17 protein-coding genes and 1 pseudogene are annotated in these 21,473 nt (G+C 33.7%); 9 read left to right on the forward strand and 9 right to left on the reverse strand.

Annotated features, from left to right (window positions below; genetic code table 11):
- The first annotated feature begins 71 nt into the window (after nt 1-71).
- From OCV48_RS01075 to OCV48_RS01095, 5 genes are read left to right on the forward strand one after another with little or no spacing between them, the layout of a single operon-like run.
- A complete protein-coding gene (locus OCV48_RS01075) occupies nt 72-887 on the forward strand; it encodes an amino acid ABC transporter substrate-binding protein (RefSeq protein WP_147590879.1) in 816 nt (271 codons plus the stop codon).
- 32 nt (nt 888-919) lie between these two features.
- Nucleotides 920-1,573, forward strand: coding sequence for an amino acid ABC transporter permease (locus tag OCV48_RS01080; protein WP_021981802.1), 654 nt, complete (start codon nt 920-922; stop codon nt 1,571-1,573).
- Between the two features lie 9 nt (nt 1,574-1,582).
- Nucleotides 1,583-2,344: an amino acid ABC transporter ATP-binding protein gene (locus OCV48_RS01085; protein ID WP_021981801.1), complete on the forward strand. Its 762-nt coding sequence runs from the start codon at nt 1,583-1,585 to the stop codon at nt 2,342-2,344.
- A gap of 32 nt (nt 2,345-2,376) precedes the next feature.
- Complete coding sequence (locus tag OCV48_RS01090) at nt 2,377-3,192, forward strand: amidohydrolase family protein (RefSeq protein ID WP_262558541.1); 816 nt, start codon at nt 2,377-2,379, stop codon at nt 3,190-3,192.
- A gap of 36 nt (nt 3,193-3,228) precedes the next feature.
- Nucleotides 3,229-4,203, forward strand: a complete 975-nt coding sequence (locus OCV48_RS01095) for an aldolase catalytic domain-containing protein (RefSeq protein ID WP_147590881.1) — start codon at nt 3,229-3,231, stop codon at nt 4,201-4,203.
- A 162-nt stretch (nt 4,204-4,365) separates the two neighbouring features.
- Here the strand turns inward: OCV48_RS01095 and OCV48_RS01100 are convergent, their stop codons facing one another.
- The 5 genes from OCV48_RS01100 to OCV48_RS01120 all read right to left on the reverse strand — a co-directional run bounded on the left by OCV48_RS01100 (nt 4,366) and on the right by OCV48_RS01120 (nt 10,090).
- Nucleotides 4,366-5,172, reverse strand: coding sequence for a Cof-type HAD-IIB family hydrolase (locus OCV48_RS01100; protein ID WP_021981798.1), 807 nt, complete (start codon nt 5,170-5,172; stop codon nt 4,366-4,368).
- Between the two features lie 35 nt (nt 5,173-5,207).
- A complete protein-coding gene (locus tag OCV48_RS01105) occupies nt 5,208-6,263 on the reverse strand; it encodes a hypothetical protein (protein WP_147590882.1) in 1,056 nt (351 codons plus the stop codon).
- Nucleotides 6,263-7,504, reverse strand: a complete 1,242-nt coding sequence (locus tag OCV48_RS01110; protein ID WP_147590883.1) for an ABC transporter permease — start codon at nt 7,502-7,504, stop codon at nt 6,263-6,265. The genes OCV48_RS01105 and OCV48_RS01110 overlap by 1 nt, the downstream gene beginning before the upstream one ends.
- A 19-nt stretch (nt 7,505-7,523) precedes the next feature.
- Nucleotides 7,524-9,302: a hypothetical protein gene (locus tag OCV48_RS01115; RefSeq protein WP_147590884.1), complete on the reverse strand. Its 1,779-nt coding sequence runs from the start codon at nt 9,300-9,302 to the stop codon at nt 7,524-7,526.
- A 113-nt stretch (nt 9,303-9,415) separates the two neighbouring features.
- Nucleotides 9,416-10,090 (reverse strand): ABC transporter ATP-binding protein, encoded by a 675-nt coding sequence (locus tag OCV48_RS01120; protein ID WP_147590885.1) that lies wholly within the window; start codon nt 10,088-10,090, stop codon nt 9,416-9,418.
- Between the two features lie 295 nt (nt 10,091-10,385).
- On the opposite strand from OCV48_RS01120, the gene OCV48_RS01125 reads away from it, so the two are divergent.
- Entirely contained in the window at nt 10,386-12,140 is a 1,755-nt protein-coding gene (locus tag OCV48_RS01125; protein ID WP_147590886.1) for an ammonium transporter, read from the forward strand.
- 154 nt (nt 12,141-12,294) lie between these two features.
- Here OCV48_RS01125 and OCV48_RS01130 read toward each other — a convergent pair whose 3' ends face one another.
- From OCV48_RS01130 to nadA, 4 genes and pseudogenes are all read right to left on the reverse strand, one after another.
- A complete protein-coding gene (locus OCV48_RS01130; RefSeq protein ID WP_147590887.1) occupies nt 12,295-12,804 on the reverse strand; it encodes a transcription repressor NadR in 510 nt (169 codons plus the stop codon).
- 18 nt (nt 12,805-12,822) lie between these two features.
- Nucleotides 12,823-13,674, reverse strand: coding sequence for a carboxylating nicotinate-nucleotide diphosphorylase (gene nadC / locus OCV48_RS01135; RefSeq protein WP_147590888.1), 852 nt, complete (start codon nt 13,672-13,674; stop codon nt 12,823-12,825).
- A gap of 10 nt (nt 13,675-13,684) precedes the next feature.
- Nucleotides 13,685-14,878, reverse strand: coding sequence for an L-aspartate oxidase (locus tag OCV48_RS13995; RefSeq protein ID WP_394803211.1), 1,194 nt, complete (start codon nt 14,876-14,878; stop codon nt 13,685-13,687).
- Nucleotides 14,876-15,781 (reverse strand): annotated as a pseudogene (gene nadA, locus OCV48_RS14000) (quinolinate synthase NadA); the annotation flags it as partial. The gene OCV48_RS13995 and the pseudogene nadA, both read right to left, overlap by 3 nt.
- A 424-nt stretch (nt 15,782-16,205) precedes the next feature.
- Between nadA and OCV48_RS01145 the strand changes: the two are divergent.
- From OCV48_RS01145 to OCV48_RS01155, 3 genes are read left to right on the forward strand one after another with little or no spacing between them, the layout of a single operon-like run.
- Complete coding sequence (locus OCV48_RS01145) at nt 16,206-19,493, forward strand: tetratricopeptide repeat-containing diguanylate cyclase (RefSeq protein ID WP_147590890.1); 3,288 nt, start codon at nt 16,206-16,208, stop codon at nt 19,491-19,493.
- A 27-nt stretch (nt 19,494-19,520) separates the two neighbouring features.
- Complete coding sequence (locus tag OCV48_RS01150; protein ID WP_021982011.1) at nt 19,521-20,450, forward strand: AAA family ATPase; 930 nt, start codon at nt 19,521-19,523, stop codon at nt 20,448-20,450.
- Nucleotides 20,447-21,469 (forward strand): DUF58 domain-containing protein, encoded by a 1,023-nt coding sequence (locus OCV48_RS01155; RefSeq protein WP_147590891.1) that lies wholly within the window; start codon nt 20,447-20,449, stop codon nt 21,467-21,469. Before OCV48_RS01150 ends, OCV48_RS01155 begins: the two co-directional genes overlap by 4 nt.
- Nucleotides 21,470-21,473 lie beyond the last annotated feature (4 nt).

The raw sequence follows: 21,473 nt of genomic DNA on the forward strand, positions 1-21,473 counted from the left end.
AATGTTAATGCGATTAATAAATTTAGGTTACAGACACCTGATAGTTAGTAATAAGAAAGGAAAAATGTAAAATGAAAAAGAATATTTTAAAGGGTGCAGCACTTTTAATGGCACTTGTAATGGTTATCGGAACTGTAGGCTGTGGCAGCAAGAGCAGTTCTAACGGAAGTTCAAAGAAGAAATTTATTGTTGGATTTGATGCAGCATTTCCACCATATGGATATATGGACGATAATGGAGAATATGTAGGTTTTGACTTAGACCTTGCAGCAGAAGTATGTAAGAGAAGAGGCTGGAAATTAGTAAAACAGCCAGTGGACTGGGATTCTAAAGATATGGAGCTTAATGCAGGTAACATCAGTTGTATATGGAACGGATTTACAATGAGTAGTGACAGAATTGATGATTATGCATGGTCAGACCCATATGTTGATAATAGCCAGGTATTCGTAGTAACAGCTAAATCAGGAATTAAAGAGTTCTCTGATCTTAAGGATAAGACAGTAGCAGTTCAGGCAGCATCTTCAGCACTTGAAGCATTAGAATCAGATGATTGTAAAGATTTAAAAGCATCATTTAAGGCATTAGAAGAGATACCTGATTATAACCAGGCATTTATGAATCTTGAAGCAGGTTCAGTAGATGCAATTGCAATGGATATCGGTGTTGCAAATTACCAGCTCGAGAGCAGAGGCAGTGATAAATATGTAATTTTAGAGCAGCCAATTATATCAGAACAGTATGGTATTGGTTTCGCAAAGAATAATGAGAAATTAAGAGATGAAGTCCAGGAAACATTAGATGAGATGAGAAAAGACGGAAAATTTGCTGAGATAGCAGATAAATGGGGACTTACTGATAATGTTATTCTTGATACAGCAGAATAGAATGAAAGAAATAAAATGAGGTTGACTGACAAATGAGTACCTATGAAATGATTAAACTAATGCAGGATGGAATGATAGAAACTATCAAGATTTTTGCATATACTCTGATATTTACATTACCACTTGGAATGATAGTTGCATTTGGGCGAATGTCTAGATTCTTTATTATAAGAAATATTACAAAACTTTATATTGCTGTAATGCGTGGAACACCATTAATGTTACAACTATTAGTGGTATATTTCGGACCATATTATATATTCCACAGAAGTCTTACTTTAGAGTATAGATTTTATGCGGTAATAATCGGTTTCGTATTGAATTATGCAGCATATTTCGCAGAAATCTATCGCTCAGGCATAGAAGCTATGCCGGTAGGACAGTATGAAGCGGCTAAAGTGTTAGGATATAATAAAGTACAGACATTTTTCAAGATTATACTTCCACAGGTTATTAAGAAGATATTGCCTCCTGTGACAAATGAAGTAATTACCTTGGTAAAAGATACATCACTTGCATTTGCAATTTCCTATGTAGAGATGTTTTCGGTTGCCAAGAAGATAGCAGCAGCACAGACGACCATGATGCCTTTTGTAATTGCAGGTGTATTCTATTTCATATTTAACTTCTTAGTTGCATTCGTTATGGGAAGAATAGAAAAACGTCTGGATTATTACAAGAATTAGGAGGTAGTTATGGCTTTATTAGAGATAAATAATATTAGAAAAAGTTTTGATGATTTAGAAGTCCTTAAAAATATTTCGCTGTCAGTAGATGAGGGCGAGATAGTATCCATAATAGGACCATCAGGCTCAGGAAAGTCAACCTTGTTAAGATGTGCCACAATGCTTGAGAAGATGGACGGTGGTGACCTGATATATTTAGGAGAGCATGCGGCAACTAATAATGAGAAAAATGTTTCTGTATATGCTAAGAAGAAAGATTTACGAAGAATACAGGGATATTTCGGATTAGTATTTCAGAATTTTAATTTATTTCCACATTATACCGTACTTAAAAATCTTATGGATGCACCGATTCATGTCCAGAAGAGAGATAAAGAAGAAGTTCGAAAAGAATGTATGGACTTATTGAAGAGAATGGGACTTGAGGATAAGGCTAAAGCATATCCATGTCAGTTATCAGGCGGACAGCAGCAGAGAGTGTCAATTGCGAGAGCACTTGCAATGAATCCTAAGATATTATTCTTTGATGAACCGACATCAGCACTTGACCCGGAGCTTACAGGTGAGATTCTTAAAGTAATCAAAGAACTGGCAAATGAACATATGACTATGGTAATCGTTACCCATGAGATGAGTTTTGCAAGAGATGTATCGAACAGAGTTATATTTATGGAGAATGGATATATTGTAGAGGACGGAACTCCGGAAGAAGTAATAGTTAATCCAAAGAATCCAAGGACTAAAGAATTCTTAAGTAATTTTAGCGATTAATTATATGAAAATGTATGGAAAGGATGAAAATTATGATTATTGATACGCATGTTCATATATGTAATATGCTTAATTTTGTGATGACTGAAGAAATGGTTATAGAAATGATGGATAAATATCATATAGATTATTGTGTTGTATCGAATATAGATTCGGCTGAGTATAATCATGATTTGACACCAATTCCTATGAATATACAGAAATCGCAGAAAGCATCATTTGAAAGAGCAATTAAGTTCGCAAGAGCAAATCCTGACAGAATAGGAATTATGCCATGTATTAAACCAGCTACAGAGTCGGCAGATGCGACATTTGAGAAAATGCTTGTGGATAATTTAGATATAGTGAAAGGCATAAAGGTTCATCCATATCATTCTAAGACATATTTTGATTCTGAGAAAGTTGAAGCATATATTAAGCTTGCAGATAAATATGATTTGCCAGTTGCATCACATACGGGTGGATGCGAAGAGGCTATGCCAATCCATGTATACAATATGGCGAAGAAATATCCTAATGTCAAATTTATTATGGTACATATGGGACTTGGAACTGATAATAAAGAGGCAGTAGAGCTAATGGCTAAAGCAGATAATCTGTATGCAGATACTACGTGGGTTCCTGTAAGTACGACTATGGAAGTCATAAGAAGATACGGCAGCGAAAGAGTGGTATTTGGAACGGACAGTCCGATTGATGGAATAGATACATATTATTACAACCGGACAGGCGAACCGTCATTGTATAGAGAATATTTTAATGGATTAGAAGAGAAGATAGGTAAAGAGGCCTATGCTGACCTCATGTATAGAAATGCAATGAGAATATTTAAAATACAAATTAAATAAAATAGAAAATTTAAATAAGAAGGAGAAACAATAAAAATGGAAGAGAATAAGAGAATAATGAATTTCAGACCTGAAATCAAAATTTTGGATGCAACGTTAAGAGATGGTGGATTAGTTAATAATTTCTACTTTACAGATGAATTTGTAAGAGATTTATATAAAGCGAATGTAAAAGCCGGTGTTGACTATATGGAATTCGGTTACAAGGCTTCAAAGGAAATATTCGATGTAGATAAATTTGGAAAATGGAAATTCTGTAATGAAGATGATATAAGAGATATCGTTGGTGACAATGTAAGTGATTTAAAGATTTCTATAATGGCAGATGTTGGAAGATGCGATTACAAGAATGACATTGTTAACAGAAGTGATAGTGCTGTTGATATGGTAAGAGTAGCAACATATATTAATACAATGCCAGCAGCAATTGAGATGATAGAAGATGCTAACAGAAAAGGTTACGAAACAACATGTAATATTATGGCTATATCTAATGCAAATGAAACAGATATTGATATCGCACTTGAGATGCTTGGTAAAAGCTGTGTTGACGGAATCTACATCGTAGACAGTTACGGCTCAATTTACCCTGAACAGATGAGAGTAATAGCTGATAAATATGTTGAAGTTGGTGAGAAATACGGCAAAGAGATAGGTATTCATGCACATAACAATCAGCAACTTGCATTTGCTAATACAATTGAGTCAGTATCAAGAGGAGTTAATTTCTTAGATGCTACAATGAGCAGTATGGGAAGAGGTGCAGGAAACTGTGCAATGGAATTATTATTAGGTTTTCTTAAAAATCCTAAATATAATTTATTCCCTGTATTACAGTTCATAGAGAAACATATTGCTAAATTACAGCAGGAGGGTGTTGTATGGGGATATGATATACCATACCTTCTTACAGGACGTTTAAATCAGCATCCATCAGCAGCAATTGATTTTACGAAAGAAAAGAGAAAAGACTATTCAGAGTTCTACCAATGGTTATTAGAAAGAGAATAGTGTAAAGAAAATAACAGGACATATATTATGCGAATTGTGACCTTAGACGAATATTTAACAGTATTTGTACAATGAAAGCGATTAAATACTGTTAAATGTTCTGATAATGGAGTGAGAGCAAAATATATGTCCTGTTATTTTTGTTACTTTGGAGTATCCTATTTATTTGAAGAATTTCTTAATCACATGAAGAATTCCATCATCATCGTTTGAGTAAGTGATGAAGTCAGCAGCCTGCTTAACTACGTCCTGCGCATTTTCCATGGCGACACCGAGCCCGGCAATCTCTATCATAGAAATGTCATTGAAACCGTCACCACAGCATACCATTTCTTCACTCGTAATACCGATGGTGTTAAGCAGTTTGATAAGGGAATGTGCTTTATCGATATTTTGAGGCATTATTTCTAAGAAAAATGGTTCGGAAAAATAGATGCTGAGTAATGATTTATATTTATTCTGTAACTTCTTCTGGACTTCTAAGAGAACCTCATGTTCACCAGTCATAAGACATTTATTAACCGGATAATCAATATATTCTGCGAAATTGTCAACTTTTTTAAGCGGAATATGATTAATTCGTGCCTCTAATTCTATATATTTATCTAATTCACGACCGACAACGACGCAATCATTATCATAACTTATAATGCCTACATTTGATTCAACGGCTGCATTATACAGTTCAGGGATAACCTCGCCGGGAAGAGTTTTCTGGTATATTACTTCATTAGTGCGGCAGTCAATTATCTTCGCACCATTGTATGAGAGAACATAGCCACCGAATTTATCTAGCTGTACTTCCTTAGCTAATGGAAGCACGCCGGGAGTGGGTCTGCCGGAAGCTAATACTACTTTATAGCCTCTTTCCTGAATATCAATAAGGGCATCAAGGGTAGGCTTTGAAATCTCTTTTTTGGAATTAGTTAATGTACCATCTAAATCTAAAACAATAATTTTGTAATTCATAAATTGTCTCCATTCTTGTATAAATAGTTTATATCTTAAATTGCAAAATAATATTTAGGTGGGAATAACCACGCTATATATTTTACAATAGGTATTATCTCTGATACATCCATGAATATCGGACAGAAAATTATGCTTCCTAATACCAACACAGGAATAAGTGCTGCAAATGCAAATGAATTAGGAATTATTTTATATAAAATATAGCAATACAGCGTACAGATTATAGAATATAATAAAATTCTAAAGATTTCAAGCCATATTCCATCAGATAATCCGCTTAAATATATTCCTGACATGCCAAATATCCCGGCTAATAAAGTTAAGGAAAATATTTCGCTCATTTTGCAAAACGGTCTTATTTTATTGTTAAATGCATTAAATATTCCGGTTTTAGAATCTTTATACAGATTGAAAGTTCCGATAAATGCTGCAAACATAATAAATAAAGTTATAATACCTCTTACAGACAGAAGCACGTAAGATGAAAGCAATGAGGAATTATCAATAGTTTCATTGTCAGCATTGATATATTCAAATGAAAACGTATCATTTCCTGCCATATAATAATCATATTCTGGTCTTAAAGTACTTCTTAAAGAATCTGTATCATTAATGGTGAAAATCTTCTGCGAGCTTATGAACTCGGCCAATTCGTTAAAGCCATACTCTGCAAAAACCTCTGAAAATACATATTCATCGGTTATGGCATCAGTAAGTGTACCTGGTGATTTATATACAGTTACAAGGTTATTAGTCTTATTTTCATAGACTTTTTCACTGAAATCTGAGTTAAATACATATCCACATTCATAATCACCGGAAGCGACTCTTGATGTAAGTTCATCAAGACTGCTGCACTTTTCAAAAGTAACACTTTCATAATTATTTTTTAGATTATTGCATATTTTGTTTGTAAGATTATCTTCACTTTCTATATATAGTCCTGTTTTTATTGAGATTTTAGTATCCTCGATATTAGTTTTAAAAACCATACATAAAATTGGAATTAACAGAAGTAATATTATAAATGATGTACGTTTAAGGCATCTTTTGATAAAAAGATAATTACATAGTATAAGTTTCTTCACTAGTCATTACCTCTCTTTCCGAAATGCTTAATTTCTAATAAATGTATCTTAATAAATATAGTCGTTAATAATGTAAAAATGCCAGTAAATATTAGCAATTTAATTATGTGTTCTGTAAAGATTTCACCTGTAAACATTGTTCCAATAATGTTAAGAATATAGGTCGTTGGCATATAATCAGCAATTTTCGATATTGGTTCAGGAAGCAGTATATCTGGAATAAATGCGCCTGAAATAAATGAACATATTATAACTAAGATGAAATGTAGCAGGATTGCACTGTATTTACCGGACATAAGATTACCTGTAAAGCACATAAATGCTGAACAACACAGACATATAAATAAGTTGTTAATTAAGATGTTCTTAAGGCTTAATTGAAAGCCAATATCTATCTTTGAATTTAAGGCATATAGTATAATCATAAATGTTGATGCAAGCACATATAAGACAGTAAAATTACTGATAAGATGTGCCAGGGTTTGTGAAAATGCACCAATTCCATTCTGGTGCAGTTTTAAAGATATAACCTCGTCAGTATCTTTACTCTTAAGAATAAATACGCAGCCAAGAAGTAGCAGGATAAGCATAATTCCTGAAGCAAAATAATAATTAGTCGTGCTTAAATTACCAGTCGCGGTTATTATATGTCTGTCAAAGAATTTGCCCCTATTAAAGGCTTTGCCAAGATAAATCATATTAAGTGACTTATTAGCTTTGTTTTCATATTCTAATACATCATTAGCCTTATAATAGTCGTGAAGGGTATAAACGCCTGCCTGGGCAGTCTGAAGTGTATACTGTGCAGCTTTTGTAAGCTCAGTTATAATCATAGTATAAATAGATTTTGTAGACGAATAACGTATGGATATAGGGTAGTTTTCGCCATTCATAAGGCTGTTCATAAAATCTTTAGGTATTATTACTGCAGCTATAGCATCTTCATTTTGAACCATTTTAATAGCGGTATCATAATCAGATTCAATTATATTACAAACAGAATTAATACTTTTAGAACTTCTGAGAGCAGAGACTATAAGTCCTGTCATTTCTGAATCGTCTTGTGACGTAAATACAATGGTTCTTTTTTCTTTTATAGAGACATCTGAATATAGTAATTTAGAAGCACAAAAAACAATTGCCCCTACCACGAGTGACAGGGCAATTGTTCCTATTAGTATCTGGGGAATTAATTTAAATTTTCTTTTTAATTCAAGTTTTAAATAAATTAACTTATTCATATTTTCACCAGCTTCAAATTTAATCCTCAATAGTTTTAGTGAAGAAATTACTAATACTGCCTATAAGGTTATATTTCTCTGAATCAGACAGTGAATTGATATCTACAGTTGAACCGGATGGCTTAGTAATCTTTGGCTTACCAGTATCAAGAGATAAATTGCCATTAAGTGTTATCAGCTTATTATATCCTTGTGCAACCTGAAAGCTTGTCATGTCAAAATCAAAAGATTTTCCTTTTTTGATATTGTTAAATTTACCCTGTAACACAATAATTGTATCAGTATTAAGTGTTGCTTCAACATTGTAGTCGTTAGAATCTGCGTTAAAATCTTCAGCTACATTTAATTCTAATAAGGAGTCATAGCCAGATAGGACTGAAATATCATGGCTTAAATAAGTAGTATTATCTTCGACTTCTTTAGTTCTGTCATATATTATTGAAAAATTATTATCTGAATCCGTAATCGTTAATGTAAATATCATACTATCGGCAGGATTGATTTCGTCATATGATTCGATTGAGAAATCAATATTGAATTCCTCACCAGATATTTCGATGGAATTGTTAGAATTAAAATTAGTTAACTGACCTTTCTTGTTCTTCCATACTGTAAATGCAATATCGCCCGAATATGCTTTTGCAGAATTATGTGCAACGTATTCAGCTTGTTTTTTGAGGTCACTTATTTCATCTTTGTCATATAATGATTCAATACTTGCGAATAACTCTTTGTTATCAAATGTTACAGTAATTAGTTTAGAAATAAACAGCTTCACACTATCTTCGCTGATTGTGTAGGTAGTACCTTTATTACCATATGAATCAGCATCAGTATCATTACTTGATATTCCTGAAAGGATAGTCTTGAAATCATCAGGATATGTTTCTTTAATCGCATATACATAGAGACTTATTATATCAGTATTATTGAATGAATCAAATGCATTTTTAAATAATTTATCGCTATATGTATACACTGACTCATTAAAAGTAGGTATCTTAAACATTATCTTCTTATCATTGAAAAAGGATAAGAGAGAATATAATTTCATTCCTCTATAAGAAATGTCTGCATCAAGTGATGCTTGCTTTGAAGCTGTATTATGATTAAATGTAGCATTTAAAGTTGCACCACTAATATCTGTATCGGCATATATGTTATCAACAGTAATTGTTGAGCTGAGACTTCCACATTTATTGTAGTTTGCAATAAGTTCTGAACTTCCAATAGCTGAATCAACAGGTGATGTAAAGTCGAACAATCCTTCAAATAAAGATGGCTTATTGGCAAGGGAATCTTTCTTAGAAGATTTACCGTTGTTAAGGATATATGCGATACCACCAACTACGACAGCAAGAATAAGACAGGCTATAACCACAGGGAATATTGGCTTACGTGTCTTAGCAGGCTTAGGTGCAATATTTCTTCGCTCATTAATGTTATTGTCAATTTTGTTACTAACATTATCATTAGTGTCGTTGTTACTATTATCTTCGATAGAAGCATCGGTTTTTGAATCAGTTACTTTATCTTCAACAGGAGCTTCAGATTTTACATCTGTTGAATTATCTTCGACTTTATCAATTTGTGCATTAGTTTTATTATTACTATTATCTTCAATAGAAGTTTCAACTTTTATATCAGTTGTCTTATCTTCAGATTTTACATTAGTTGTGTTGTCTTCAGCTTCCTCAGAAACATTTGTAAAGAAAAGATTACTGATTGCTGCGTCAGTTGCGACATTTTGATTAGAGTCATTATTAATATTTACAGGCTCTTTTTTATTATTTCTCATTGTATTCTCCATTCCACAGGTGTATATGTCGGAAAATCTGCAAACTGAATATCAGATTCAATATGCGGTAAAAGTTAAATGTGACACCTGTGACGCATTTAACTGAATATGAATTAAAGTAATTTAACAAGTTCATCATCTGTAAGGTTCGTGGAAATCTCTGATAAACAGCCATCTTTAAGTAAGAATAATCGGTTGCATACAGACAGCTCATTCTGGTCGTGCGATACGACAATTATAGAATCATTTAATTTAGAAGTATAATACTTCATATAATTTCTGATGTCGTGTTTGGCAGCGATGTCAAGTGCAGCACTTGGCTCGTCCAGGATTAAAAGAGATGGATTATTAAGTAATGCGATTCCAATACTTAGACGTTTCTTCATTCCACCAGACATTTTCATAACTTTTTTTTCTGCAAACTCATTTATGCCGAGTTCTTTTAATATACCTGATTCTAATTGCTTTACCAAATCTTTTTTCTTACCGTTGTACCAGAGACTTAGATTGTCTATTGCACTAAGTTCTGAAATCAATGGGTTCTCCTGTGGAACATAGCTGATATTATCTCTGGCTTTCTTAGATGAGCCAAGAATATTATTGCCATCTAGAAGAATTTCACCACTATCGGGTTTGCTAAGTCCACTTATTATAGAAAGTAAAGTTGTCTTACCCGTTCCATTTGCACCTACGATGCCGATACAATCCCCGGGTTTAACAGAAAATGATACATTATTAAGAACCTTGTGTCTGCCGTAGCTTTTACTAATTCCTTTTATTTCTATCATATAGACCTCACTTAGTTCTCACTTATATAAAGTTTATGTGAGCCTTTCTAAAATGTAATTCGTAGAAAATATAACATAATAGGGGAATTTATGCAATAATAATGGTGTCAAAATAAAAATCTTCTAAAAAGTGCTTGACATATTATTCAGAGGGTGTATAATACACAACATAAACGGCGAAGGCGTCTGAGATTAATTTCTTAGACGTCTTTTTTTGTTTCGCGAACTAGCCTGGTGCATCGCAAGATGCAAAATATTTGAAAAGAGAAAAGAAATGTGAATGGAGGTAGTGTTTATGGAATTTAGTGCTGTTAACACGATATGGGTACTTCTTGGTGCCGCTTTAGTATTCTTTATGCAAGCTGGTTTTGCGATGGTTGAGACTGGATTTACCAGAGCAAAGAACGCCGGTAATATTATAATGAAAAACCTGATGGACTTCTGTATTGGTACTCCGGTATTCTGGTTAGTTGGTTTTGGATTGATGTTTGGTAAAGGAAATGGTTTCGTAGGTTCTATTAAAGGTATTGCAACCGCATCTAATTACGGAACAGGAATGTTACCTGATGGAGTTCCATTTTATGCATACTTAATCTTCCAGACAGTGTTCTGTGCAACAGCAGCAACAATTGTTTCGGGAGCAATGGCAGAGAGAACAAAATTTATTTCTTATTGCGTATATAGTTTTATTATTAGTTTAGTTATCTATCCTATTGAAGCACACTGGATATGGGGCGGTGGCTGGTTAGCTACCAGAGGCTTCCACGACTTTGCTGGTTCAACAGCAGTACATATGTGTGGCGGTGCAGCAGCTCTTATCGGTGCCTGGATATTAGGACCTCGTATTGGTAAATATGGTAAAGACGGAAAGCCAAAAGCTATTCCGGGACACAGTTTAACACTTGGTGCACTCGGTGTATTTATCCTTTGGTTCTGCTGGTTCGGTTTCAATGGTTGTTCAACAGTTTCGATGGAAGGCGATTCAATTGCATTAGCAGGAAAGATTTTCGTAACAACTAACCTTGCAGCAGCAGTTGCAACATGTACAGTAATGATTATTACATGGATAAGATATAAGAAACCTGATGTTTCAATGACACTTAATGGTTCGCTTGCAGGACTTGTAGCTATTACAGCAGGCTGTGATACAGTTTCACCAATAAGTGCAGCAATCATTGGTATAATTTCAGGCTTCGTAGTAGTATTTGGTATTGAATTTGTAGATAAAGTATTAAAAGTAGATGATCCTGTTGGTGCAGTTGGTGTACATTTCTTAAATGGTTTAGCAGGTACAATCTGTGTAGGACTTTTCTCAGATGGTGCTACAACAGCAATTGATGGTGAATCTGTAAAAGGTTTATTCACAGGCGGTGGTGCCAAATTACTTGGTGTTCAGGCACTTGGTGTTGTGTCAGTATGTGCCTGGGTATTCATAACAATGGGACTTGTATTCTTAGCAATTAAACATACAATTGGTTTACGTGCTTCAAGAGAAGAAGAAATTCTTGGTCTTGATATTACAGAACATAATCTTGAATCATCATATGCAGACTTTATGCCGGCATCAGTTCCTACTATATTAGGTTCATCTTCTAAGAAAGATAAAGAAGAAACAAAAGTTCCAGTATCAGAAGCAGTTCCGGTACAGTTAGTATCAGATGATAAACCAGTTGCAAGTGATGTTAAACTTTCTAAGGTTGATATTATTTGTAAACAGAGTAAATTTGAAGAATTAAAAGATGCATTAAATGCAATTGGCGTAATGGGAATTACCGTAACACAGGTACTTGGCTGTGGCGCACAGAAAGGTAATGTTAAATACTATCGTGGTGTTGAATTAGATATGGTATTACTTCCAAAAGTTAAAGTAGAAGTAGTAGTAAGTAAAGTTCCAGTATTGGATGTAGTAAATGCAGCTAAGAAAGCACTTTATACAGGCAACATCGGAGATGGTAAGATATTTGTATACGATGTAGAAAATGTAATTAAAGTAAGAACAGGTGAGCAGGGCTTCGATGCACTTCAGGGTGATGACGATTTATTAGCTTAATCGCTTGCGAAAACACATTACATTTTTAACATAAATAAAACACACAAAACACGAAAAACACGAAAAACACAAAGAAAAACCGGATAGCTGAAAAGTTATCCGGTTTTTCTTTTGACTAATGTCATATTAGATAGATATAAAGCATCTGCCTTCATCAGTTTTCTTTCATAAGATACCCTTTATTCTTAAGCTCCTCCACGATAATATTCAGAACTTCTTCATTTTCAGCAGAGATTGTATGATAGTGGTAGTTAGAGGTTATGTTTTTAAGCGGTGTAGATTTACCACTTTTTATATTTTCGATAAACTCTTTTACATTACGTCTTGAGCGGATGTTTAAATCAGCACTTATTTTACCGTAGACTTTATGATGTACGAATACATCGATAACAGCACCGCCAAGGTCTACAATGGTATTTAATTCATCCTCGGTCTGTTCATCAGTATGATTAACTTTAACGACGATTGTAGCACCAGACGGAGAATTAAGAAAATAGCCTCTGTTTGTAGAAATGATGTCATAGCCTTCGGCACGTAGAAGTGCAATATCAGATACTATGATCTGGCGGCTTACATCAAGTGATTTAGAAAGTGAACCACCGGAAACAGGTGATTTATCGCTTATCATTTTAATTATGGAATCTCTTCGCTCTTTTCCGGTCATAATTTATAGTGTCCTTTCTTAAATGCTATGAAGATTTTTAAGAGATACATCAAGTATAGGCGCTGAATGAGTGAGAGCACCTGAAGAAATGTAGTCAACCCCTATATCGGATAAAGCATTGATTTTCTGAAGGGTAACATTTCCTGAACATTCAGTTTTAGCACGTCCATCAATTATTCTGACAGCTTCTTTCATATCATCATGAGACATATTATCAAGCATAATAATATCTGCACCGGCATTAACAGCTTCTCTTACCATGTCAAGATTTTCAACCTCGACTTCGATTTTGCGGACAAATGAAGCATATGATTTAGCCATTTCAATAGCTCTTGTAATACTTCCGGCAGCACCGATATGATTATCTTTAAGAAGTATTCCGTCAGATAAGTTGAATCTGTGGTTTGAACCGCCACCGACCTTAACGGCATATTTCTCGAAGATACGCATATTAGGAGTTGTTTTACGGGTATCTAGAAGAGTTATGCCACTTCCCTTTAATAATTCAACGATTTTATTAGTATAAGTAGCGATACCGCTCATTCTCTGAAGATAGTTAAGAGCAGTACGTTCGCCTGATAATAGAACACGAATATCCCCGGTTACCTTTGCAAGGTGCATACCATTAGTAACTGTATCGCCGTCTTTACAGAACAATTCGACTTTGACAGTATCATCTAATAATTCAAATGCACGTTTAAATACATTAAGTCCGGCAATAATACCGTCCTGCTTACATATAAGGTCTACAGTTCCTAACTGAAATTCAGGCATAACTGCATTAGTTGTAATATCTTCACTTGTAATATCTTCTTTGAGCGCCATCATAATAAGCTCATCGGCATTGATTTTCATTGTAATATTGTTCATTTTCTTCTACTTAATTCCTTTCTGCATTTTTCTGCATATGAAGTGCAGCACGCTTTGCGAAAACCATACTCTCTAACAGAGAGTTACTTGCAAGCCGGTTCTTGCCATGGACACCATTGCAGGCTGTCTCGCCGACTGCATACAGGTTATCCATTGAAGTGTGGCTATTAGAATCAACCTTGATTCCACCCATAAAATAGTGTTGTGCGGGAACGACAGGTATAGGTTCTTTAGTTACATCATATCCATTTTCTAAACAATGATGATAGATATGAGGAAAATGCTTTAATATAGTCTCTTCTGGAATAGGAGCCATTGAAAGCATAACATAATCAGTTCCGTCTTTCTCCATCTGCTCACGAATCTTCTGTGTAAGAATATCTCTTGGAAGAAGTTCGTTTACAAAGCGTTCCCCATTTTTATCAAGCAGAATTGCACCCTCTCCACGAACTGATTCTGATATGAGAAACCTTCTTCCAGGCTTGTCAGAATACAAGGTGGTTGGGTGAATCTGCACATAATCTAAATGCTCTAATTCAATATTATATTTCTTAGACAGTTCAAGTGCATCTCCAGTCAAATGTGGAAAATTTGTTGAATGTTTATATAATCCTCCAATGCCACCTGAAGCTAATATGGTATCTTTAGCAAGAATTTCTAATATTTTATTATCAGATGTCTTAGCAACGATACCAAGACATTTATTGCCATATGTGACTAAATCAGTCATTGTCACGTATTCAAGCATTTTGACATTAGATTTCTTCCTGACTGCGGCCAAAAGTTTAGAGGTTATTTCTTCGCCGGTTATATCTTCATGGAAGAGGATACGTGGCTTAGAATGACCGCCTTCTTTAGTATACACCATTTCACCTGATTTTGTCTGAAAATTCACATCATAATTAATTAAATCATTAATAAGCTCTCTTGATGAACGAATCATAATATCCACGCTTTCAGGATTGTTTTCATAATGTCCTGCTTTCATCGTATCTTCATAATAACTGTCATAATCATCATCATCAGTAAGGACACATATGCCGCCCTGTGCCAGGAACGAATCACTATGGTCAAAAGCTTCTTTAGAAATCATAATGATATCTGAATCATCAGGAAGATTAAGTGCAGTATATAGACCTGATACGCCACAGCCGACTATTACATAATCTGTTTTAATAGTATTTTTAGAAGAGAGAGATAACATTTTCTCAAGTGGCTTGTTTGCAAGATTACTGAATTCTTCATCAAGGATTACCTGGTTAGATTTATTCTTTAATACATTGATAACTTTTTCAGGAGTAATTAATTTCATTCCAGGACATTCCTGTCTATCAGAGACCGGATAGAAAGTTTTATCAGAATTATCAGCCTGCAATTTATGAAATACACCGGTTTCTGTTGCAATTATGAATGATTTAGATGAACTTGTTTTGGCATATTTAATTATCTCAGAGGTACTTCCTATATAATCTGCATTTTCAAGGATTTCCTCAGTACATTCAGGGTGAGCAAGCACTAAGGCTTCAGGGTGGGCCTGTTTAGCTACACGTAAATCATTAATAGTTAAGTCTTTATGTATTGGACAGAAACCGTCATTGAATATGAAATGTTTATCAGGAAGCTGTTTAGCAATATATCTTCCGAGATTTTCATCAGGAATAAAATAGATATTCTTATTAGGAAGATTCTCTACGACCTTTTTAGCATTGGCAGAAGTAACACACACATCTGACAATGATTTTAATTCGGCAGTTGAATTGATATAACAGACAACCGCAACATCATCATAGGTATCCCTGACAATTTTAATCTTATCTGCATCACACATATGAGCCATCGGACAGTCTGCATTAGTGTCGGGTAATAATACGGTTTTGTCCTTGTTAAGTAACTTAGCACTTTCGCCCATAAATTCAACACCACACATAACGATTACATCGGCATCTGTCTGTGTGGCAATTTTACTCAGATAGAATGAATCACCTACATAATCAGCAATATCCTGGATATCGCCTGACACATAGTAGTGAGCTAGAATTACGGCATTGTTTTCTTTCTTTAATTTATTAATTTGTTCCTTGATTGAGTCTTTCACTTTGGTCTCCATTCTGAAGCGTTAAAAGGGGATAAATATAAGGCTTATTTAACTGCCTGCGACGCTTCGGCGCAGAATAATATTTAAAAGCATAATATTTGAAAAAACTGTGCAACATATGAGTACACAAATGTGTATCAAACTTTAAATGTTACAAAGTGAACATATATTAACATATATATTTACAATTGACAAGACAGATGTTAATATATGTGTAAATGTTAAAACAAGCCATTTGTTATGTAATGTCATAACTAAGAAAAATATGTTGTAATTTGTATGATTTACACAACAATTCATTGACTTATGATAATAAATTTATTAATATATACATATAAATTGCGTGAAAATAATAAGAGAATATTTGAAATGAATAGAGAAGATTAACCGTAAATGAAAAGCAGAACCTAATTTACAGAAAAGGACGGTGGAGTCAATGACAAAAGAAGGATTAGAGTATTTATCTAATTTTATAGAAAATGTTATAAATGATAATTGTATTGTAAGAATTGTGAAACAGAACTATGCTTTGAAACCTACAAAAGAAGATTTTATTAAACTTCCGGTAAGCGACGATACGAAGAAGGTCTACTGTGATTATCTTAGCAGAAGAATGTTAAAGGCATATGAGCCATTTATGGATATAATAAGAGATTGTATTTTTGAATTAAATCTTGATATAGATAAAGTATTTGCAGATGCAAACATATATAGTCTTAACAGAAGTATATTTAAGAGCTATATAACTACAGGCAAGGCAAGAAGTCAGGAGAATCTTATACTTGCAGAGAAAGAATATGACCGTAAGAAATTTGTAGAGGGAATTGTTGATTTGCTGCTAATGCTCTCAGAGAAGAAGCCTATATTCATAATGCTTAATGAGGCTAACCAGATGAGTGAATCTGTTCTGTTTGTATTAGAAGAATTAATATCAAGAACGAGCAGTACATTACATATATTAGTGTTTGTTAATGAAATGGGTAATGTAAAAGGTTTCCTTAATGATTCATATAATGAATTTATTAAGAAATGTGACTTAAAAGGTATAGTATCAGACTGGCCTTTTCAAGATTATTACGAGACAGAAGAGCCAGAGTATACATATGTATTTGATACTTCTTCTGATGAATTAGAGGATATCTGTACAATGTTTTACACATATGCATTCGGACAGGCTAATTACTATCTTTCAATGATTTATCAGAAAGTAGAATTAGATAAAGCAGATGTAACGATACAATTCAGAATAAATATGTTAACCCTTTATATTATGGTAAGTATTTACAGAGAGAATTATTCATATGCACTTGTATTGTGTGAAAGATTAAACAGGATTAATGCGTTTGAACTTGAAGATGAAAAAAACTATCTGTACTATTATTTTCAGACGATGGCCAATATGTATATCGGAAATGAAGATGATGCTAGAAAGAATGCTATTCTGTGTGAGAAGATGGCAGATAAAATCGGGCGAGAATATGAACATTTTCAGAGTATGCTTATAAAAAATATGTCAGAGCTTTCAGGCTGGAAAGATATATGGATATGTGATAAGCATGTAGAGGTTCCGGACGAGCTTATTTCATTATGTTATAAGTATAATTATCTTAATCATTTAGCACATATTTATGTATATTGTTTTGATAATGATTACAGATTATATACAGTTGTAGAGGGTATTGAAGAGAGAACACCTAATGTTACAAAGGGTATATTATTAGCTAAGAAGCTTAATAATGAGAAATTCCTAGTGGAAGCATATCGTAAGAATATTATGGTAGCATCATGTAACGGATTATTCCAGACAGCAGGATATTTCTACAGTAAATCAATAGAAATCGTTAAGAGAGAAAATAATAAATTTGAAGAGGCCAATATCTATAACGGACTTGGTTTCATCTGTTGTACTACTGATAAATATATTGAAGCAAACCGTTATTATAACAGGGCATTAAAGATATTCTATGATGAGAAAAACACCGACTATATTATAGAGACACTATATAATATGGGAATAAATGCGATTCTGGCAGGAGACTATACACATGCGACAGAATATCTTATGACGGTAAGCAATATGCTTAAGCAGCTTAAGAAGAACACTTTAAGAGTGTGTAATATTTCTAAAATCTTCGGCTTACTTGCATTATCATTATTTAAGCAGGGTAATTATTATATGTCACAGATATATATTAATAAATCAGAAAACTTCCTTAAGGGCATCTTAGATTACAGGGAAGATGAATTCTATAATTATCTGTGGGATGATGATATGTTCTTGTTCTTCTATGTATCAGCGCTTATAGATACAAGAAGTGGAAGATATGAAGAAGCATTAAGCAATTATGATAAAGCAGAAGTATATATGAGCAGAGGAATTGGTAATAAATTCTTCTCTTATGTACACTTTGCAGTAGATAAATCAAGACTTCTATGTACATTAGGCAGATATGAAGAGAGCAGGAATCTTCTGACAGAGGCAAGGGCATACTTTAACAGTAAGGGCAATTTTTTACGTGTTAAGATGTTTGATGACCTTATCTGTACTGATAAATGGGAATATCCTAGTGTTATTTTGTCGATGACAGAAGTAAGTATTGATAACATTATGAAACTTGTAAGAACAGAAAGCATCGAGCATGAAGCACAGGTAAGAAGTGCTCAGATTAAATTCTTTGGAACTTTCCAGGAACTTGTTAATCATACATATACTTCGGTTGAAAACGAGATTAATACACTTATAACGAACTTTAAGAATAATTTCAATCTGGATAATATGTTATTCGTAAGTTATGAAAATGAGTGTCCGGAGATAAGATACAGTGATTTAGAATATGAATTGTCTGAAATGGAGATGGATATATTAGTGGATCATTTCAAACATAATGCAGAAGGATTTGCACTTTCTAAATTCAGTAATAACTATCATAGTTTTGACCGGATTATGAAGATATTCGACAGAAGCAAGGTATTTTCAATTATTGCAGCACCTATTTATAAATATGATAAGCTGCACAGCTTCTTTATTACATTTGTAAAGATACCTGAGAGCTGGAATTCAGTAATGAACAGAGAGGTCTTAGACGAAAATGACCTGGACATGTATATGATTGTTTTCAGACAGATACTTGATGCGATAGAAAAATACAGACTTAATGAAAGACTTATTAAACAGGCTATAACAGATGAACTTACAGGATTATTAAACCGTAAGGGATATTATGAAGTGATAGAGAAGATACTAAAAGAGCATTGCGACAGAAATGAGAAGTTAAATTGTGCATTTATGTATATTGATTTAGACCATTTCAAATATTATAACGACACATTCGGTCATCATGTAGGTGATGCGATACTTAAACGTTTCGCAGATATATTTACAGAGGCATGTGGTGATAAAGGATATGTAGTAAGGTTTGGCGGCGATGAATTCGTTATGCTTCTTACTACAACAGATATCAATGAGATTAATAAAATTTCTTCAAGAATATACGAACTGATAGAGAAAGAAGATGGTTTTATAGAACTCATTAAGAAATATGTTAAGAGTGATGTAAATATTCCTGACAATTTCAGGGCTACATGCTCAATCGGACTTGATTTGGGGCTTGAGATGACTAAGTCAAGTGAGATATCAGAGATGCAGAAACATGCAGATGCAGCATTATATTATGTAAAGAAGAATGGGCGTGGAGAAATGGTACAATATAATAAAGATATGTAAATTTGAAATATGATTGGAGAAAAGAAAATGACAGGTTATGAGGCAGTTAAGAAAGTAATAAATGAAGTTAAGAAGGTTATAGTGGGCAAAGATGAGGTTATATTTCAGGTAATGACAGCTATGATAGCCGATGGGCATATATTAATAGATGACATACCGGGTGTAGGAAAGACTTCACTTGCATTGTCATTTTCAAAAGCAATGGCACTTGATTATAACAGAGTCCAGTTTACACCAGATGTATTACCATCTGATGTAACTGGATTTACAATGCTTAATAAGAAGACTAATGAATTCGAATTCAAGCAAGGTGCCATAATGTGTAATCTCTTTTTGGCAGATGAGATTAACAGAACTTCATCAAAAACACAGTCAGCATTATTAGAGGCTATGGAAGAGGGCAACGTTACAGTAGATTCCGTAACATATAAGCTGCCCTCTCCTTTTAATGTAATAGCAACACAGAATCCTGTAGGTTCAATAGGTACACATATGCTGCCTGAATCGCAGTTAGACAGATTTATGTTCTGCGTATCAATGGGATATCCGACTGTCAGTGATGAAGCTATTATGCTTAAAGAAAAATTCTGTAAAAATCCATTAGATGAAGTAAGGCCTGTAATTGATTCTAAAGGTTTAGACATAATTAAGAAAGAAGTAAGAAAAGTCTATATTAGTGATGAAATATATGAATATATTGCTAAAATTGCAGATATTTCACGTAATAAATCAGAGATAGAGTTAGGAATAAGTCCAAGAGGAAGCGTAGCCATAATGAAAGCTTCGCAGGCGAATGCATACGCAAGAGGAAGAGACTATGTGATTCCTGAGGATGTCAATGAAGTATTATATCCATGTACAAGACACAGAATAATTCTCAATGCCAGAGCGAAAACAGGTGGTTTAAGTGTGGATAAAGTAATTAGTAATATAAGCAGGGAGGCAGCCACGAAGTGATGCGTGCAAACAGAAAAATCCATAAGGCTAAAAATATTATTGTGTCTGTTGCATTAATAATAATATTGATAGTTTTAATGATATTGTTTAGTGAGTATAGTTCAACACTTCCATTAAGAATAATTATTAGTGTTTCAATTATTGAATATATTCTTTTCCGGATATTGTCGTGCAAAGTGGATATAAAACTTAAGCCAGACAAACCATATATAGTAAGAGAAGAGAAAGTGTCAGTATCAGTGGTTATTAATAAGAGAAGTATTTATCCCTATAAGAAAGTTGAATTTAATTTAAAGTACAAAAGCAAATATGGTCAGGGAGAACGCAGCAAGAGAATAGTGTTGGAATTGAATGACAATAGAATCGAGAGTAAGAAAGTAGTTACTGAGAGTCTTCCGTGTGGATATACTGCATTTACAATTGAAAATGCTTATATATACGATATATTAGGTTTTGGTTCACTAAGTATTAATAATATATCCGAAAATGTAAATGTAATGGTAATGCCGACACCGAAACCGATAGATATAGAATTACCGAAGATGCCGTTTGTTAGTGGTGACGAATCAGAGATATTTCATGAGGACAGAGGAAGAGACAGCAGTGAAACGTTTGAGATACGTGAATTTCACGATGGTGATTCAATGAACAAAATACATTGGAAACTGAGTTCTAAAACCGACGAATTAATGATAAGAGATTCGATAGCAGCAATAGAGACGAATATATATGTATATTTCGACTTATCTAAGAGGATAAATATTGACGAAGGATTAGAAAAGTCGATTTCAATAGCCTATGAAATGAGAAATCTCGGATATGCATTTTATATAATGTGGTTTGATAAAGATGCGTGGACATTAAGACGAAGTCTGGTATCTGAATATGAACATATAGAAAATGCTGTATCGGAGGTTATGAAATATGATATGTATGAAGTAGATGAAAATGTAGAAAAGATATTGGAGAGATTTATGAATGAGAATCATGAAGTCTACAATATGTTTATATTATCATAAGGAA

The sequence above is a fragment of the Bovifimicola ammoniilytica genome, from assembly GCF_025567085.1.
GTDB lineage: Bacteria > Bacillota > Clostridia > Lachnospirales > Lachnospiraceae > Bovifimicola > Bovifimicola ammoniilytica.

Bases quoted from the DNA above. Each gene is read 5' to 3' on its own strand.
- OCV48_RS01125 (WP_147590886.1), top strand. From the start codon at position 10,386: ATGGAATTTAGTGCTGTTAACACGATATGGGTACTTCTTGGTGCCGCT.
- OCV48_RS01150 (WP_021982011.1), top strand. From the start codon at position 19,521: ATGACAGGTTATGAGGCAGTTAAGAAAGTAATAAATGAAGTTAAGAAG.
- OCV48_RS01080 (WP_021981802.1), top strand. From the start codon at position 920: ATGAGTACCTATGAAATGATTAAACTAATGCAGGATGGAATGATAGAA.
- OCV48_RS01120 (WP_147590885.1), bottom strand. From the start codon at position 10,090: ATGATAGAAATAAAAGGAATTAGTAAAAGCTACGGCAGACACAAGGTT.
- OCV48_RS13995 (WP_394803211.1), bottom strand. From the start codon at position 14,878: ATGTTATCTCTCTCTTCTAAAAATACTATTAAAACAGATTATGTAATA.
- OCV48_RS01075 (WP_147590879.1), top strand. From the start codon at position 72: ATGAAAAAGAATATTTTAAAGGGTGCAGCACTTTTAATGGCACTTGTA.
- OCV48_RS01085 (WP_021981801.1), top strand. From the start codon at position 1,583: ATGGCTTTATTAGAGATAAATAATATTAGAAAAAGTTTTGATGATTTA.
- OCV48_RS01090 (WP_262558541.1), top strand. From the start codon at position 2,377: ATGATTATTGATACGCATGTTCATATATGTAATATGCTTAATTTTGTG.
- OCV48_RS01145 (WP_147590890.1), top strand. From the start codon at position 16,206: ATGACAAAAGAAGGATTAGAGTATTTATCTAATTTTATAGAAAATGTT.
- OCV48_RS01100 (WP_021981798.1), bottom strand. From the start codon at position 5,172: ATGAATTACAAAATTATTGTTTTAGATTTAGATGGTACATTAACTAAT.
- nadC (WP_147590888.1), bottom strand. From the start codon at position 13,674: ATGAACAATATTACAATGAAAATCAATGCCGATGAGCTTATTATGATG.
- OCV48_RS01130 (WP_147590887.1), bottom strand. From the start codon at position 12,804: ATGACCGGAAAAGAGCGAAGAGATTCCATAATTAAAATGATAAGCGAT.
- OCV48_RS01115 (WP_147590884.1), bottom strand. From the start codon at position 9,302: ATGAGAAATAATAAAAAAGAGCCTGTAAATATTAATAATGACTCTAAT.
- OCV48_RS01110 (WP_147590883.1), bottom strand. From the start codon at position 7,504: ATGAATAAGTTAATTTATTTAAAACTTGAATTAAAAAGAAAATTTAAA.
- OCV48_RS01095 (WP_147590881.1), top strand. From the start codon at position 3,229: ATGGAAGAGAATAAGAGAATAATGAATTTCAGACCTGAAATCAAAATT.